Genomic DNA, 16,780 nt, shown 5'->3' on the forward strand with positions numbered 1-16,780 from the left:
GAAATTTTTCAAAAGGGCATCTATGAATCCTGTGTCCATAAATGCCCTCATCCATTACTGAAAAATCCTATGATCTCTTATTTTTTCTTTTTGCGAAGAATCACTGTGCCACCAAGACCAGCCATTCCAGCCCCTGCAAGCAGAATCCAGAACAGAATCGGAGTATTATCTCCTGTCTTTGGTGAAGTCGATTTCTTTGTTTCTTCTGTGGTTTTCGTCTCCGGCGTTGGTGTGGTTTCTGGTGTTTCCGTCGGTGTCTCTGTTGGAGTTTCCTCCGGTTTCGCCTCATCCTTCATCACAACCTTCTGGATTTCTCCAGTATCTTTGACCGTAAACTTTACATCCTCTGCAACCAGATAACCGTCCGGTGCAGTTTCTTCACGAAGGGTATATTCCCCGATTGGAAGCATCTCAATATAGTGTGGTTTTTCTTCAGATGTCCAGCTTTCTACGGTCTTTCCATCTTTGTCAAGGATTGTCAGTTTCGCTCCTGGCAGCTCCTTACCAGAAATATCGGTCTTGGAAATCTGCACTTTTGTCACATCATCCTTCATTTCCACTTTCTGTACTTCACTGGTATCTTCCACCGTAAAAGTGATGCTCTCTGCTGTCACATAACCGTCCGCAGGAAGTGTTTCTGTCATGGTGTACTTCTTGCCAGCGGTCAGTTCTTTGATGATATGTGCTTCTTTACCGGAAGGCCATTCATCCACAGTGTTTCCACTCTCATCTGTGACTTTTAGTTTTGCTCCCTCAATCTCCTTTCCGTCTGTCAGGGATGTTTTGGTAAACTCTACGGTTGTCGGCTCATCTTCAAAAGTGAACGCATAAGACAGTGTTTCCTTATCTGCCCCACCATATTCAAAAGTAAATTCCTGTACCTGGTCTGTTGTCGCAAATCCCGGTGCCGGGGAAGTTTCTTTCACATAGTAGGTATAGCCAAGTGGCAGATCTGCCGTAAAGGTCAGTTTTCCTTCCTTATCCGTAGCCTGCTCCTCAATAACCGTATTTGCTTTCAGGATCACATCGCCTTTTGCATTGACAATATCTTCTTTATTGCACAGGGCAAATACAGCCCCTTCCAGTACACGGTCGGAATCTTTTTCTTTCTTTAGCACGTTCACTTCTGCCTTCTGACGTTTGTTCTGCCAGTCAGCGGAATAAGTAACAACTGCGGTATTCTGGTCACGGTAAGTCAAATCTACTTCACGAGTTTCTCCATCCAAGACATATCCACTTGCTGTCTCTTTCTCTTTGACATAGTATTTGCCAAGAGGAAGGTCTGTCAGTTTTGCCACGCCTGTTTCATCCGTCGTGATCGTTGCTACCAGTGCATCTTTCTTGTAGTAATCTTCACTCTCGCCATCCGCTGCTTTTATATCTTCTAAGGCATAAACCTCAAAAGTAACCTCTTTCAGGGAACCGGAAAGATATTCAAACAGATGCTTCATCCATCCGCCAATGGAATCCAGTGCAGATACTTTCTCCAGGAACTCACCTTTTTTATTGATGATAAGTGTTCCGGTTGGCACTGCATCTTTCATCTCTACCTTCTGGATCTCGGCAGTATCGTCCACAGTAAAAGAAACTTCTTCCGCCATCAGATAGCCATAAGGAGCCATTTCTTCACGAAGGGTATACGTCTCCCCGGCTGTGAGTCTTTCAATCAGATGTTCCTCACCCTTTACAGACTTCCATGTATCTACCACATTTCCATCCTTATCAAGCACCGTAAGCGTTGCCCCTGAAAGTTCCACGCCTGTCGTAATATCAGACTTCGTAAAGGTTACTTTTGTCGGCTGGTTCTTAAATACAGATTCCAGCTCTACCACTTTCACATCCTGTCCCTGATATTTGGCAGTCACTTCCAAAGTCTCAAAAGAAGAGACATACCCTGCCGGAGCTGCAAGTTCTTTGATATAGTAAGTACCAAATGGAAGGTCAACGTCAAATACTGCCCTTCCATCTTCCCCACTGACTGCTTTTCCAAGTAAGGTATCTGCCTTCACAATCACTTCTTCATGTGTCAGAATATCTTCTTTTGCATAGATGCCAAACTCTGCACCTGCCACAACCGTTTCTGTCTCTGCATCCTGTTTTACTACGGACACTTCCACTTTCTGACGGTCATTCTCAAAAGTTGCTGTCTGCTCGATGACTGGTGTTTTCTGGTCTTTGTATTCAAATGTTACTGTCTGTGCTTCTTCGTTTAACACAAAGCCCTCTGGTGCTGTCTTTTCAACAATCTTATAGGTTCCAAGTGGAAGGTCGGTGATCTGTGCCTTTCCATCCTTATCCGTGGTAACAGTTCCTACCAGTTCCCCGGAAGCATACTCCAGGATACGGTTTCCGTTATCATCTTTCTGGAAGTCTGCTGTATAAATATCTTCTGCAGCATACATCTCAAAGACTGCTCCCTCCAAAGTTTCTTTCTGATAAGTAAAGTCATCTTTATAACCATTTAAGACCTTACCCTGTTTTACGATGTTCAGTTCTCCCTTAACCGGATGATTCTCGTATGCAATCTCGATGATCACATCGCCGGAAGTTCCGTCCATCTGATATGCTGTATTGGAATCTACATTCACCTCATAGTAATTCTCATTGAGCGTATATCCATAAGGTGCGTTCACTTCCTCAATACGGTAATGTCCAATTTTCAGATTCTGTGGAAGGATTAAGTATCCCTGCTCATCTGTAAAATAAGATTTGTGTTTTACCGTCGTCGGATAGGTTGTTACCTGTTCCACATACTTTTCTGTATCCAGGTTAAAAATCTTAAACTCTGTATTCTTCTGAAGCACTGCTTTCTTTGTCTCATCGTCCTGTTTGATGATCTTCAGCTTTGCTTCAAACTCTTTGTCAAGCAGCACTCTCCATACCTGCGGTGTAGTCGGATGATTTTCCGTAATCTGCACGATGAAATCATTGACCGGAGTGTAATTATGTGGCGTGGTTGTTTCACGGACGATGTAAGTTCCATAAGGAAGTGCAATACTGCGGGCATACCCTTTCTCATCCGTAAAGATCTCTGTTGCACCATTTTCCCCTATCACTACCGGCTTGACAGAATCAAAGTCATAGCTGCCATCTTCTTTTACTGTCAGGGATGATACCAGATAAGCGGTAAATCCTGCACCTTTCAGTAAATCGGCATCTGTCTTTCCGTTGTTCGCTGCCTTGATAATCTCAAATGGCTGCTTCATCACCTGTTCCAGAGACAGACAGTCACGCTTCACTTCCGCTACAAGATCACCCTCGTAGTTGCAGACCAGATCATGTTCTTCTTCATCTGCCAGGTAACCCGTTGGCGGAGTAATCTCTTTTACATAGTAATTACCAAGGTATAATCCATCTACGGAAGCCTGTCCATTCTTATCTGTTGTGAGAGTGGCAACCTGCTCGCCTGCTTTGTAGATCACACCAGTTGCTCCATCCGGATGGACAATATCCTCACGGGCATACAGTCCATAGACTGCCTTTTCTAAAGTAGCATCTCCCTGTGGAACAGCCTTCTTTGTTTCTTTGTCCTGCTTCTGTAAGGAAATCTTTGCTATCACACGCTCGTTTCTGAAGGTATGCTTAAATGTCAGTTTCGCTTCCTTATCGTTTGTATAAGAAAAAGTAAACGTATAGACATCATCCGCATTTCTCAGATAGCCTTCCGGAGCCTGTACTTCCTTTACATCATAGGAAAATCCCAGCGGCAGGTCTGCGGTAAACTTCGCCATTCCATCATTTCCAGTTGTCACTTTCTCAATCAGAGTGCCTTTCTTTACAACAACCGTTCCATCTGCATTTTTAATGTCACTGGCTGCATAAAGTCCAAAAATTCCTCCATCCAGAGGATTTTCTGTATCCTTATCCTGCTTTGTCACAATCACTTCTGCTTTCTGTCTGTCATTCGTAAAGGTTGTCTCAGAAAAAACAACATCTACATTCTGTCCTGCATAAGAAAGAGTGACAGACTTTTCTTCCCCGGCATTATAAAATCCGGTCGGAGCCTGTTTTTCTTTGACGATATATGTACCAAGATGCAGGTTTTTCAGAATGACTGCCCCATTCGAGTCTGTTGTCAGATTCTCTTTGACCAGATCACCCTTGCTGTAAACCTTGGCACCATAAGCAGTTTTAATATCTGCCCCGGCATACACATCATAAATCGCACCTTTCTGTCTGCGTTTTTCATACTTAAATGTTGTTCCATTCTCGGTGACATCTGCACCTGTCAGAACCTGACCTTCTTTATAAACAGTCAGCTGGCCCATCTGTTCTTCATCCGGAACAGTCACAGTTGCTGTTTTGCTGACTTCCAGTTTTACGTTGTAGGCAGTTGCATTGATACGGTATCCTGTCGGAGCTGTAATCTCTTTCAGATATACGGTATTCTGTGTCTTAATGATCTGTACGGACGCTTCCCCATTCGCATCAGTTGCCGGTAACTTTGTGATCAAATTTGTACAGTTTGCATCACTGTATAAACCAAACACGGCACCTGCCAGCTTTGCGTTTGCTTTTGCATCTCTTTTAATCACCTTAACACTTGCGTACTGTACCCATGTTACTTTGAAGTCCACATATTTTTCATCATCAACACCTTCACCAAATACCAGTGCCAGGTCCTGTGAACCAGATCCGGTACTGATCTTATACGCAGAATAATCTTTTGTTACACTGCCTTTCATCGTTGCAGACCAGTTTCCTGCGACATCCTGTACCTGTGTAAGAGGTGCAGATAAGTAAAACTTGGTTCCACCACTGATTTCCACTGCTTCGCCAGCTTTGCTTGTCTTTCCGGTTGTCACGTTGTGAAGTTTCACACCACTTGGAAGTTTCATTGTGATACTCTGCAGTTCATCTGCTTTAAAAATGATTTCCTTTGTTCTCTGGCTGTTGCCATCTACATAGGCTGTCACATCTGCATCAGAAAAACTCATATCTACATCTGGAATCTCCGGCTGTGAAATACAGTAATTATACAGTTTCATTGCAAGTGTCTTTGCTGTACCGCTTGCACCGGAAAAGGCAGAATCTCCACCATTAGCATAAGATGCTGCCAGATGTACCAGAATAAATCTGGCACCTGCACTTAGGTTTCCATATCCATTTTCCTCTGTGAAAAATCCTTCATCACCGGAAGCCTTTGTGCCATAGTAACAAACCTTTGCCAGCTTCTTACCATCACTGAGCTTTGTAATATCATAAGTACCACTTCCCGGACTGGATTTAGAAGGCTCCACGCAATATGCTGTTGCAGAAACATTACCAAACTGAACCGTATATTTGTAAGTCAGATAACTTCCATACCCGTAATCCGAATACTGATAACAGGTTCCTCTTGTTACTGTAACTTTCTTGGTACTCTGTGTTGCAATGTCTGTTGCCATGAAAGTAACCGCTTCTCCTTCTTCCATAGAATAAAGGTCGATACCGTTCTCCGCTGCCTGATCCATTACTTCTGAAACAGCCAGACCGGATTCTTCATCTGTCGTCACTTCCTGCTCATCTGTAAGATCAGTTACAATTTCTTTTGACCCGTCCGAATCAGCATCTTCATCCGCATTACCGGAATCTTCTGTTTCACCGGCATTTCCTTCACCAGCTGTATTTTCAGAAGAACTCTTTGTCTGTTCTTCTGTTTCTGGCTCTTTTACCGTAATGTTTCTGCTTACTCTGTAAGCTGGGTGACCGCTGACTGGCTCTACTGCATAGACAGCTTTGTAGGTATCCGGTGTATGTGCGTCAAAATCTGTACCGGCTTCACTCTTTGCTTCATGGAATAAAACTTTCACCTTTTTTTCATTCACGCCCTCTATACCGGACAGATCGACTTCCACCTCAAATTCTTCTCCATAGGGAATCTCAATATCCTTTGCTTCCACAATTTCATCTTTATCAAGAGTATCCTGCACATCCTGCAGTTCCGGATATTGCTGTTCAAATGAAGTTGGCTCTGGTTCTAATTCAGAAGCAGAAACCGTGACTGGTTGAACGATAACAGACGCCAAAGTTGCAACTGCCATAAATCCTGACAAGAATCTTTTAAATCGCATTTTCATTTTGACTGAGTCCTCTCTTTCTTCGATAATTTACTCCACTTTCGTTCAGGCTTACACCTGCATGAATCAATCATAGGAACCACCTCCCTTATGTCTTGGATTGACTTTTAAATAAAAACAGGATTGAGCTATTTAAGCCGCAAGAGGTAATTCGTAATCATTCCTGCCAAGGGTGCCTCTCATCCATTGCCCTTCACGTTGTCACCGAATGCCCGCCGCCAGATGCGTAGCTGGGAAATTCAGGTATCCTCTTGCTGCTGATATGAAATTGTCAAGGTTCACTTTTAGGGGGGAATTTATTGTTTTGAATTAAAATAGACATTTGCCCCTCCACTAACCGCATGTGTGAAAGGGCAAAAATTAACCTGTTTGAAATTTTTTTATAAAATTTTTTTGAAACAGCAAAAACTTACAAAGTTTCCAGCCTGTCTTTTAGTTTCTGCAATACTTTGTTTTTCCTGTTTCTGATTGTCTTTGTACAACACCCGAAATACTGTGCTGTTTTTTTAACTGTGTACTCTTCAAAAAATAATAATCTTATCAATTCCATTTCTTCTTCAGACAAATATTTCAGTGCTTCCTGCAGCTCTTGTATTTCTGACACCCTGATGACTATTTCTTCTGGTGATAATATATGCAAATAACTGTTGTAACTCGTTTCTCCTACTTTTTCTATTCCGCATACACCATTTTTCTGCATTTTTTCAAGCTGGTATCTTTCTTTTCTTCTTGACTGGTACCATGCCAGATATACGTCTCTGGTAACTTCTACGAGAGTTTCATTTACACGCAGCACATACCGTTGTCTTTCCTTTGGTTTTTTACCACGCATCTTTTATTCTCCCTTCTGAAGCACTCCGGTCAGTCTGCCTGCATTTCTTCTCATTTTCTGCTTTGCCTGTGAAATACATTTTGATACTGCCGGTTCTGTAATTCCAAACACCCGTGACACTTCTCTTTGTGTCCGTTGCTGAAAATAAATTTGATGGATCACCTGTCTCTGCCGGTCAGTCAGCAGATCCATGAATTCTCCAATAGCTTCTTCTATAATCAGTTTTTCAAGTACATTCTGCCTTTTATCCACCAATTCGCACCAGCCTTCTGAAATATGGCTGTATGAAATGCAATTATTATGTTCTCGTACCTCCCTGTTCCTGCACAGCCGATCTTCACCTTCTAATATCAACCGCACATACCAGGGCTGATTATCAAAAAAATCTTCCTTAACAACTGTTATTTTTCTTCCTGCTTCATATACATAATCTCGACAGGTAAATAAAGGAAAAACCGTTCCATAATCACCTGCACAATAGAAAACATATCCTGTCTGATACGCAATAATTTCCGCACCATCTATCAGTCTCTGCTTTACAACTGCCACATCGTTTTCTCTTAAATACCTGGCGGACGGAACCTTTCTTCTTTCTTCCCTGTTACCTACAACCTGTTTCAATTCCTGCAATGTCAGCATGATTACCACCCTTCTGCCTGCTGGCAACAGGTGCCCATCAGCAGAAAGGATAGGATTATTACTGATCTACTGGCAAAAGGGCAGTAAAAAACAGCTTCCGGCACACCCGTTTTTTTTAACGAGAGCCTGAAACTTCCTTACTGCCCTTTCTGCTAATTTACAGCATCCTCTATTTTATTTTCCGTCTGATGTCCCGGTCAGACTTCTTTGCATTTCTTTCCGTTTTTATGTTCTTTTCATTTTCCATTAAAACAGAATAGTCTCCCATTGCATCATAGGGACACTGCTTCCGATAGATTAAATTTTCTTGTCTGGTCATCAATCCTATCTCCCTTCCTTGTTTCTGTCTCTTTCTCTCTGTTTGCTATTTTAACAGCACAAAAAACTATTATCCTTAGCATATATGGGGAGTTTTTTTGTTTTACACCCCATATATGGTGAAATTTCACCTGTACTCATTAAAACTTTCTATCAGTGAATCTATTGTCTGCATGATAATTTTCTGCTCTTTCCATTCCATCTTCTGAATACGATAAAATACTTCCTCAAACTGCTTTCTTTTTTCTGCATCGTCCCCCTCTTTTCCCATCAGGATATTGGCATCTGTTTCCAGGATCTCAATCATCTTCCTGAAAATCTCAACAGACATTGCCGTTTGCCCTCCTTCTATCCTGCTGACCGTATTGACACTGATACCTGCTTTTTCCGCAAAAGATTCCTGTGACAACTTCATTTCCTGCCTGCGTTTTCTGATCCGTTCTCCCAATTCAATAAGTTCTGTGGAAATTGCACGATTGCTCAATACGGTGTCTCCTTTCCTGCAATTTATCCCAACTTTACGACATTGTGTCGCAAAGTTTCCAGAAAAAAAGCAGCTAATTTTGTCTTAGCTGCTTTTCAAAAGATCTATTTCATTTTATTCTCGGTATTTTATGTATTCCTGTAATAACTGTGAGCAAGAAAACACTAAGATAAATGATTGCCTGTCCAACCATTGCCAGAAGAACGACACTTCCTATCAATCCTCCGATCAGAAAATTCATTGTCCATACTGCCAGTGTTCCTCCAAGGTCAAACCCTCTTGGAACCATCCAGACACACATTTTTCCGATTCCGAATGGTATCCCCATCAGTAGCAACAGCAATAAATAATTGCACTTCCCATCCTGGATACAAAGCGGTCTCAACACTGCAAACAATACAACAATCACCAGTGCTGGAACAATAACTTTTTTTATCATATTTCTCATGTTCCTTTATCCTCCATACATATTGTGATTAACCTCTGCCTGATAATAGCTGTTTATCGTTGCCGGGGCATTATACAAGGCAGTCAAAAGATATGCTTTAATGTTTCCAACCTTGGTCGTATTTCGGTTCAGACAAAACAGCACATATTCGATATGTGAATAATTCAGCTTCATAAACCTGCTTTTCACCAAAGCAACTGGCTTTTCTGTCCCTGCGATCCGAATCATACTGTCCTCCGGCATCATCATAACTTCAATCATCAGTTCTACCAGTTCATCCACATCTTCTTTGGCATGATATTGATAATCTATGTTTTCATGAATCACTTCACGATATGCCCGCATCTCCTCCATCACATCTCTTTTCTTTTTCAGATTGCCTGATATGATTGGATAGGATTGATTTATCTCAGTTTCACTAATATCAGTCTTGTTAATATCAGTATTATTAGATTGTGATTTCGGATATTCTGGTTTTGTGATTTCCACTATTCTTGAATGATGATTTTCACAATTTTGGAATTGTGATTCTGGAAATTCTTGATTTGTGGTTTTCATCATTCCTGAATTGTGATTTTCACCATTCTGTAATTGTGATTCCACACAATCCTGAATTGTGGATTTCACTACTCCTGAATGATGATTTTCACAATTCAGAAAAGTGCCTGTTTTTTCCCTATTCTCAGCTTCTGATTGCAGATTTGCACATTCTTCATAGTTTCCCTGCTCAGATTGCAGATCTGCACATTTTCTATAATTTTTCTGCTCTGATTGCAAATCTGCACAGCTATCCATCGGCTTTTGGTCTGGCACTTCTCTGAGCATAAAATTTTTCACATAAATAACATTAGGCTTTCCCAGTCCCAGACGTTTCTTTTCAATCAGTCCAATCCCATTATTACTGTCCAGCTCTTTTACCAGCTTCACTGCCTTTTGGGTTCCACAGTTCATCAGCTCTGCAATTTCTTCCACCGTGAAAATAATATATACTCTGTCCTCTGAATCCAGCCATCGGTTCTTAATGCTCAGGCTCATACGGTCCAGCATCAGACCGTATAATACCTTTGCTTCACAAGAAAGAGCTTTAAAGCATGGTTCTGTAAACAGCACTTTCGGGACACGATAAAAGCTATATTGTTCCGCTTCCATTCCCGTAAAATAATCAAACTGTATCTTCTGCATCTGCTACTCCTTCTCTGTTTTGTTTCCATTTATCCAAAAGCATAAAAATAACTTCTTCTATCTGTTCTTTAGAATATGTCTCTGGAAAATAATTGCCGATTTTTTTTGCCGGAATGGTTACATTGATTTTACTGTTTTCTTTTTTCAATAAAACGGCATAGATATAACCCTGATTTAATTTTCCATTTGCACTGCATTCCTTTAATTGTTCTGCCTGTTGTTTTGTCGGAAAGATATTACTGTTGACAATTCCTTCCAGAAGCCATTCCTGTTCCTGTGGTTTCAGATAAGACAATTTTTCTCCCACTATCATAGGGATTTTATTATCGTCCACATATTCCAATAATCCATCTGGTAATGAAGCCAGACGGATATATCTCTGCACAGTTCTTCCACTGTCCCCGGCTGTTTCACCAACCATATCTGCCGTATATTTTTCACCTTTACTTCCCTGGTGCTTCATAGCATCATATTTCATCTTATAGGCATGGGCCTTTTCACTTGGCAGAATATTTTCACGCTGAATGTTGGAATCGACCATAATTATGACAGCTTCATCATCTGTATAGTTTCGGACAAGGACCGGCATAGTTGTTTTGCCACACAGTTCACAGCCTCTTTTTCTCCTGTGACCTGAAATCAGTTCATATCCACCTTCTGATCGGGGTCTTACCAGAGCAGGATTTAAAACACCGTAGTTTTTAATACTCTCTACTGTCTCAGCCATTTTTTCATCATCGCTTACATGAAATGGATGATTTTTGAAAGGATAGAGCTTTTCCAGTTCTATTTCCACAACCTGGTTCATACTCTTTTCCGGTGATTCTTCTAATCCCAGTAACTCATCATAAGAGGTAAGCTGAATCTCTTTTTTCGGTCTACGCATGTTTCAACACCTCCTGAACCAGTTCCCTGTAACTGTCTGCCCCTTTGCTTTTTCCATCATAAGCAAATATGCTTACACCTTCAGATGCTGTTTCTGCAAGGCTTTCCGTTCTTGGAATCGTCTGCTCAAAAATCTTAATATCATCTCCATATGTGCTTATGATTGCCTGCTTATTTCTCTTTGCATTGTTGTAACGGCAATTATCCATTGTGAACAAAATGCCTTCTATCTGCAATTCCGGATTAAACCTCTGGTGGATTCCTTTTACCACTTTCAATAGTTCCATAAGTCCATCTGCCGCATAATATTGTGGCTGTACCGGAATCAATACACTGTCCGCTGCACTCAACGCATTGATTGTCAGCATTCCCAGGGATGGCATACAGTCAATCAGAATATAATCATATTCATCCTTCAGCAGTTCCAGATACTCTTTCAGTACTTTTTCCCTATCCTCAACAGTAAATAAGGACATATCCATTCCGGCAAGCAATTTATTGGACGGAATCAGATCCATCCCTTCTTCATGGTGCAAGACTGCTTCCTTTGGATCAAACTCCAGTCCCATGATGATATTTTCCATCATACTCTTTAAAGTCACTTTGAGATTTTTGGGAAATCCCAGTCCCATTGTCAGATGCCCCTGTGGATCTGCATCTACCAGCACTACTTTTTTCCCATTCTTTGTCAATCCGGCTCCCAGATTGATGGTTGTCGTTGTTTTGGCTACTCCGCCCTTCTGATTTGCAATAGCAATTACTTTACACATATACTTTCCTCCGATTTACTGTTTTTCTTCTACTTCTACATAAACACGAAAATATTTACTTGTTCCTTTATTTGCGTAAGCATCAGATATTTCCAGGACATCCAGTTCCTTATGCTTTTCCAAAATACGGCGAAACCATTGAATGTCCCTCAAAGTACCCTGTAATCTAATTTTCAGCATATATATCCTCCCAGTCTTTGTAAAAGCAATACTCTGGATAACGGATTTTAATGGCTTCCCAGAAATACCGGGCATATCCACAGCAAAACAGATCCTTTACGGTATAACACTGACATTCTTTCAACTGATCTTCTTCTGCTTCGTAATCTCCGACACTTGGTGTTCCATTACAATACAGGTTAAATGCCATACGGACAATTCGTAAACTTCCACTGGTCTGCCACCCTTCCTGCAGGCATTCCGTTTTTACACATCCAGTTTTAAAATTATAGATTTTATTCACATTATTTCTTGTGTCCCTGTCGATACCCAGGCAATAAACCAAAGCCCGATGGTAAACATCCTGATATCTGCATTTTTTCAGATATTCCTCATAAAATTTTTCGTGTTCCCTGCTCTTGAAAGTAATTGTGCGAGAATTGCTATTCTCTGCTCTTAACGCTGTGTTTGTCACTTTCATTCTCCTCCTGAATTTTTAATATTTTGGTATAAAAAAGACACTCCATTTCTGGAATGCCCTATAAAAAATAGGGACACCCGCTTTTAACAAGTATCCCTATAATCTATCAATGATCTGATAGCTCTCTATTCATTTTCATATTCAAGATTCTTTGTGTTCCCCGTCCCGAGGTCTAACGCAACAACAACGGTTACTTTCTTCACAAGGCTCTTTTCTTTGTGATTTTCACCTATTTTTCTGAAACTGAAAAACTCCACAAAGTGCGTAAATTCAAGGATTTCTACATATTTTTCCTTTGTAGCAACACCACAGTCTCCACATGGACGGTCTGGCAGAATTGATCCACACAGCAGGCCTTCTCAACCTTATATCCTGCCGCCAGAAATGCCGGTAAATCTCTTGCAAGACTTGTGGCTTTGCAAGAAATATAAACAATGTGATCCACTCCGTAAGAAAGAATCTTCGGCAATGCCTTTGGATGGATGCCGTCTCTTGGTGGATCGAGGATAATCACGTCTGGTTTATCCGTAAGGTCATCCAGAACTTTCAGGACATCTCCTGCTATAAATTTACAGTTACCAAGATTATTTAATGCCGCATTCTCTTTCGCAGCTTCTACCGCCTCTTCTACGATTTCCACACCAATCACCTCGTCTGCCACAGATGCTGCAAGCTGGGCGATCGTTCCGGTTCCACTGTAAAGGTCAAAAACTACTTTGTCTTTCGTGTCTCCGATATACTGACGGACTACTGAATACAGGACTTCCGCAGCCAGCGAATTGGGCTGGAAGAAGGAAAATGTACTGATCTTAAAGCGCAGTCCCAACAGAGTTTCATAGAAGAAATCCTGTCCGTAAAGGATACGTGTCTCGTCACTCTGTACCACATCAGACAGAGAATCATTGATAATGTGCATAATCCCGACAATCTTGCCTTCCAGCGGAAGTGCAAGAAGTTCCTCTTTCAGCGATTCCAGATTATGTTCTTCCTGACTGGTCGTGATCACATGTACCAGAATCTCCCCTGTCGTTACGCCACGGCGCAGGAGTAAATGACGCAGATATCCGGTATGCTGCATTTTTTTATAATAAGAAACATTTCGTTTCAGGAAATATTCATGAACGCAAGTCAGGATTTTTGTCATATCTTCGTGCACCAGTTTGCAGTCATTTGCAGTAAGTACATCATAGGTGCTTCCTTTTTTGTGCAGTCCCAGTGTCAGTGGACCGTCCTTATATGCATCCCCAAAGGAAAACTCCATCTTGTTACGGTATGCAAATTCAATCGGACTTCCATGGATTCCTTCCCACTGGTACTCTGTACCGTTTAACGCCCCATCCAATAATTCCCGCACCTGTCGCTCTTTCATTTCAAGCTGATTTTCATAGGACATTGTCTGGTACATGCATCCACCACACTCTGGAAAAATGTTGCAGACCGGTTCTCTTGTCTCAAGCGAAGATTTCTCCAGCACTTCCAGAAGTCGTCCTTCCGCACGTCCGGAACGTTTCTTATTGATCATAAAGCGTACCCTCTGACCAGGCATACCATTCTTCACAGTTACTTTCTGGTCACCTACCATTACGATTCCCTTATTTGGAAAATCTACCTTCTCAATTACGCCCTCGTAAATTTCACCTTTCTTCATATATCCTCCTATGTTTACTCATATATCTCTATAAATCTGATAACATCTATAAGATTTATTTAAAATTTATTACTGTCCATTCCATGAACAATAGCAAACCTTCTTCTCTTAATTGCTTTCATAAAAATAGCCCCGGTATAAGCCGGAGCCATTCTCATTTTCATTCTCTCGCGATAATTATTCTTCTTCGTCTTCGAAATAATCATCGAAGTCGTCGTCAAAATCCTCTTCAAAATCCTCCAGATAATCTGGAGCAAAGAAGTGATATACAGCAAATGCGATACCTGCTACTGCTGCAACTGCGCCAATGATCGCCAGTACCCAGAGGACTGTATTTTTTTCTTTCTCTTCTTCTTTTTTGTTTAATGCTGCTAATAATTCTTCAATTTTAATATTCATAACCGCACCATCCTCTCAATAATCTGCCAGACGAGACGCTATCGTTAAAATAGAATAGCTGTTAACACTTTTGCCGTCTGCTGTTTAATGTGATTATTATACCACTTTCTATCTGATTTTACCATAAATATCTCAATTAAATTTGGGTTTCTGATATACTTTTAAGAATTGTTTCATTATAATGATATCAAATGCAAAAGATTTATCGTTTCTGAAAACGTAGTTAACAGTATCATTGTTATCGCGCAGGCACGAACAACTTTTCGACTTGATACCGTTATATAATATGTATAAAATACAGATTACGATAAAAAATACACTAAGAAAGGTACAAATCTCATGATAGAAACGCTCTTATTTGATCTTGATAATACCCTGCTTGATTTTAATCAAGCAGAACGTATCGCCGTTTCAAAAACACTGGAGAATTTTCAAATTACTCCTGCCCCTTCTATTTTGAAACGTTACAGCGAGTTAAATCTCGCCCAGTGGAAATTACTGGAACAAGGAAAGATTTCCAGAGAACAGGTAAAGCTTCGTAGATTCCAGCTTCTTTTCTCAGAGCAAAACATTGATGCCCCTGCCGAAGAAGCCGCCAAAATCTATGAATTCCTGCTCGCCCATGGTCATTATTTTATGGACGGTGCAGAAGAACTTCTGGAAACTCTTTATGGAAAATACCGCATGTATCTTGTAACAAACGGAACTCTCAGCGTCCAGAAAGGCCGCCTCAAAAGCGCCAATATCTCCCGATACTTCGAGGATATTTTCATTTCGGAAGAACTCGGTTATAACAAACCAAGCATTGAATACTTTGACTGCTGCTTCTCCAAAATACCAGATTTTCACAAAGAAACAGCTGTGATCATCGGAGACAGTCTGACATCCGATATTCAGGGCGGACTCAATGCCGAAATCCGCACGATCTGGTTCAACCCGAATCACAGTAAGGCTGATAAGATCATTCCGGATTATGAATTTGACAGTCTTCCTAAACTGCCACAACTTCTTTCAGAGATATAAACAACTTTTTTGCGTTTCAATTTACAAAGTTTATGAAGTCAAAAGAAGCATGTCGAAAGACAATATTATTTCTTTCACATGCTTCTTTTTTTAACTATATGTTCTGATGTTAGGGTCAAAAGGCATTTTGCCCCTAACTTGATATCTACGAATTGCTCCGCTGCAAAGCAGCTCCGTTTTCCTGTTGCAATAGAATTTTATCAATTTTCTTCTCAGTCTTTTGCAATTGCTCCCACTACAAAGTAGCAGATCACCGCCACGATCATCGCATTGATAGAAGCAATTCCACCAGGGATAAGGTTTCCTGCCAGTGCTCCGCAGATCACGCCGATAACAGAACCCCATTTCACTTCTTTCTTTGCTTCTTCACCTGATTCATAATCAGATTTATGCAGGAAGAAATCAAGGGAGATCAGCGCACCTACCGGCGGCAGGGCTGCGTTCAGGAAATTCAGCCAGCCTACGAAGTTATTGTAAAGCCAGATAGAAAGTACAGTACCAATGATACCTGCGATCACTACCATGGGCTTCTTGCGGACTTTTGTGATATTGGAAAGTCCAAGTCCGGAAGTGTAGAGCGCATTGTCATTTGTTGTCCAGATGTTTGCTCCCAGTGCAATCAGTGCCGGAACGGTCAGTCCCTGTGCAATCATAACATAGAAGATATCGTCTTTTCCTGTAAAAGCACCGCCTGTCGCACCAAATGCGAACATCAGGGCATTTCCAAGGAAGAATGCGATAACCGTTGTAACAATCGCAATCTTATTTGTCTTTGCATAACGGGTGAAGTTCGGTGTTGCAGTTCCGCCGCTGACAAAGGAACCGATAACAAGTCCGGCTCCGCCAGCGATAGTCAGCGTTCCCTGGCTCTTCGCAAATACAGCTGCAAGACCGCCGCCCTGACTGATTGCAAGACACATGGAATAAATTCCAAGCACTGCAATCAATGGTACAGAAATATAACTTACAATCTGTAATCCTTCAATTCCACGATACGCAGAAAGTGTCATACACGCACCCGCGATCACCACAAGTACGACCGGTGATACATGAAGCACCTCTGCTGCCGGAATAGCAAACATAGCAGCACCTACACCAAACCATCCGATCTGTGTAAAGCTGATCAATGCTGACGGCAGGTAAGAACCTTTTTTACCGAAAGAATGCTGGGCAAGTAGGTCCAGTGACATACCGGTGTGGCTTCCGATATAACCAAGCACCCCTGTATAAGCCCCCAGAACAATACTTCCAATCAGAACCGCCCATATAAATCCCTGCAAGTTCAATCCGATTCCCAGTTTTGCACCAACACTCATACTTGCTGAAAAGAACGTAAAGCCAAGCATGATAAAAAACATCGGCCAGAAACCTTTTCTGGCAGTTACAGGTACACGTTCAAGGGAATAATCCTTGTCTTCTACTACATCTTTTGTGTTTTTACTCATAATGTTTT

General features: G+C 41.3%; 15 protein-coding genes. 1 reads left to right on the forward strand and 14 read right to left on the reverse strand.

Annotated elements, in window-relative coordinates; all coding sequences use genetic code 11:
- Nucleotides 1-77: 77 nt before the first annotated feature.
- From WKT11_RS04200 to WKT11_RS04260, 13 genes are all read right to left on the reverse strand, one after another.
- Nucleotides 78-6,059, reverse strand: a complete 5,982-nt coding sequence (locus tag WKT11_RS04200) for a SpaA isopeptide-forming pilin-related protein (protein WP_340282775.1) — start codon at nucleotides 6,057-6,059, stop codon at nucleotides 78-80.
- 409 nt (nucleotides 6,060-6,468) lie between these two features.
- The gene (locus tag WKT11_RS04205) at nucleotides 6,469-6,891 is read right to left on the reverse strand and encodes an RNA polymerase sigma factor (RefSeq protein WP_005338497.1); all 423 of its coding nucleotides are present in this window, start codon (nucleotides 6,889-6,891) and stop codon (nucleotides 6,469-6,471) included.
- A gap of 3 nt (nucleotides 6,892-6,894) precedes the next feature.
- On the reverse strand, nucleotides 6,895-7,530 hold the full coding sequence (locus WKT11_RS04210) for a sigma-70 family RNA polymerase sigma factor (RefSeq protein ID WP_118049624.1): 636 nt from the start codon (nucleotides 7,528-7,530) through the stop codon (nucleotides 6,895-6,897).
- A 169-nt stretch (nucleotides 7,531-7,699) separates the two neighbouring features.
- Nucleotides 7,700-7,849 (reverse strand): hypothetical protein, encoded by a 150-nt coding sequence (locus tag WKT11_RS04215; RefSeq protein WP_004612798.1) that lies wholly within the window; start codon nucleotides 7,847-7,849, stop codon nucleotides 7,700-7,702.
- Between the two features lie 126 nt (nucleotides 7,850-7,975).
- On the reverse strand, nucleotides 7,976-8,332 hold the full coding sequence (locus tag WKT11_RS04220; protein ID WP_096241082.1) for a helix-turn-helix domain-containing protein: 357 nt from the start codon (nucleotides 8,330-8,332) through the stop codon (nucleotides 7,976-7,978).
- Nucleotides 8,333-8,441: 109 nt separating this feature from the next.
- Complete coding sequence (locus tag WKT11_RS04225) at nucleotides 8,442-8,780, reverse strand: DUF6050 family protein (protein ID WP_096241083.1); 339 nt, start codon at nucleotides 8,778-8,780, stop codon at nucleotides 8,442-8,444.
- Nucleotides 8,781-8,786: 6 nt separating this feature from the next.
- Complete coding sequence (locus tag WKT11_RS04230; protein ID WP_340282782.1) at nucleotides 8,787-9,962, reverse strand: DUF6017 domain-containing protein; 1,176 nt, start codon at nucleotides 9,960-9,962, stop codon at nucleotides 8,787-8,789.
- Nucleotides 9,943-10,848: a ParB/RepB/Spo0J family partition protein gene (locus WKT11_RS04235; RefSeq protein ID WP_295293036.1), complete on the reverse strand. Its 906-nt coding sequence runs from the start codon at nucleotides 10,846-10,848 to the stop codon at nucleotides 9,943-9,945. The genes WKT11_RS04230 and WKT11_RS04235 overlap by 20 nt, the downstream gene beginning before the upstream one ends.
- Nucleotides 10,841-11,617, reverse strand: a complete 777-nt coding sequence (locus WKT11_RS04240) for a ParA family protein (RefSeq protein WP_004612804.1) — start codon at nucleotides 11,615-11,617, stop codon at nucleotides 10,841-10,843. Before WKT11_RS04240 ends, WKT11_RS04235 begins: the two co-directional genes overlap by 8 nt.
- A 15-nt stretch (nucleotides 11,618-11,632) precedes the next feature.
- Entirely contained in the window at nucleotides 11,633-11,797 is a 165-nt protein-coding gene (locus WKT11_RS04245) for a hypothetical protein (protein ID WP_182448590.1), read from the reverse strand.
- On the reverse strand, nucleotides 11,784-12,251 hold the full coding sequence (locus WKT11_RS04250; RefSeq protein ID WP_340282791.1) for a DUF6075 family protein: 468 nt from the start codon (nucleotides 12,249-12,251) through the stop codon (nucleotides 11,784-11,786). Before WKT11_RS04250 ends, WKT11_RS04245 begins: the two co-directional genes overlap by 14 nt.
- 286 nt (nucleotides 12,252-12,537) lie before the next feature.
- Complete coding sequence (rlmD, locus tag WKT11_RS04255) at nucleotides 12,538-13,905, reverse strand: 23S rRNA (uracil(1939)-C(5))-methyltransferase RlmD (protein WP_178761129.1); 1,368 nt, start codon at nucleotides 13,903-13,905, stop codon at nucleotides 12,538-12,540.
- Between the two features lie 177 nt (nucleotides 13,906-14,082).
- Nucleotides 14,083-14,304, reverse strand: a complete 222-nt coding sequence (locus WKT11_RS04260) for a hypothetical protein (protein ID WP_117674416.1) — start codon at nucleotides 14,302-14,304, stop codon at nucleotides 14,083-14,085.
- A 339-nt stretch (nucleotides 14,305-14,643) separates the two neighbouring features.
- On the opposite strand from WKT11_RS04260, the gene WKT11_RS04265 reads away from it, so the two are divergent.
- Nucleotides 14,644-15,327: a YjjG family noncanonical pyrimidine nucleotidase gene (locus WKT11_RS04265; protein ID WP_117674415.1), complete on the forward strand. Its 684-nt coding sequence runs from the start codon at nucleotides 14,644-14,646 to the stop codon at nucleotides 15,325-15,327.
- A gap of 212 nt (nucleotides 15,328-15,539) precedes the next feature.
- On the opposite strand, the gene codB is transcribed toward WKT11_RS04265, so the two are convergent.
- Entirely contained in the window at nucleotides 15,540-16,772 is a 1,233-nt protein-coding gene (gene codB, locus WKT11_RS04270; protein ID WP_117674414.1) for a cytosine permease, read from the reverse strand.
- Between the last annotated feature and the right edge of the window lie 8 nt (nucleotides 16,773-16,780).

The organism is Blautia sp. HCN-1074 (genome assembly GCF_037890165.1).
In the GTDB taxonomy this organism is placed as follows: Bacteria; Bacillota; Clostridia; order Lachnospirales; family Lachnospiraceae; genus Blautia_A.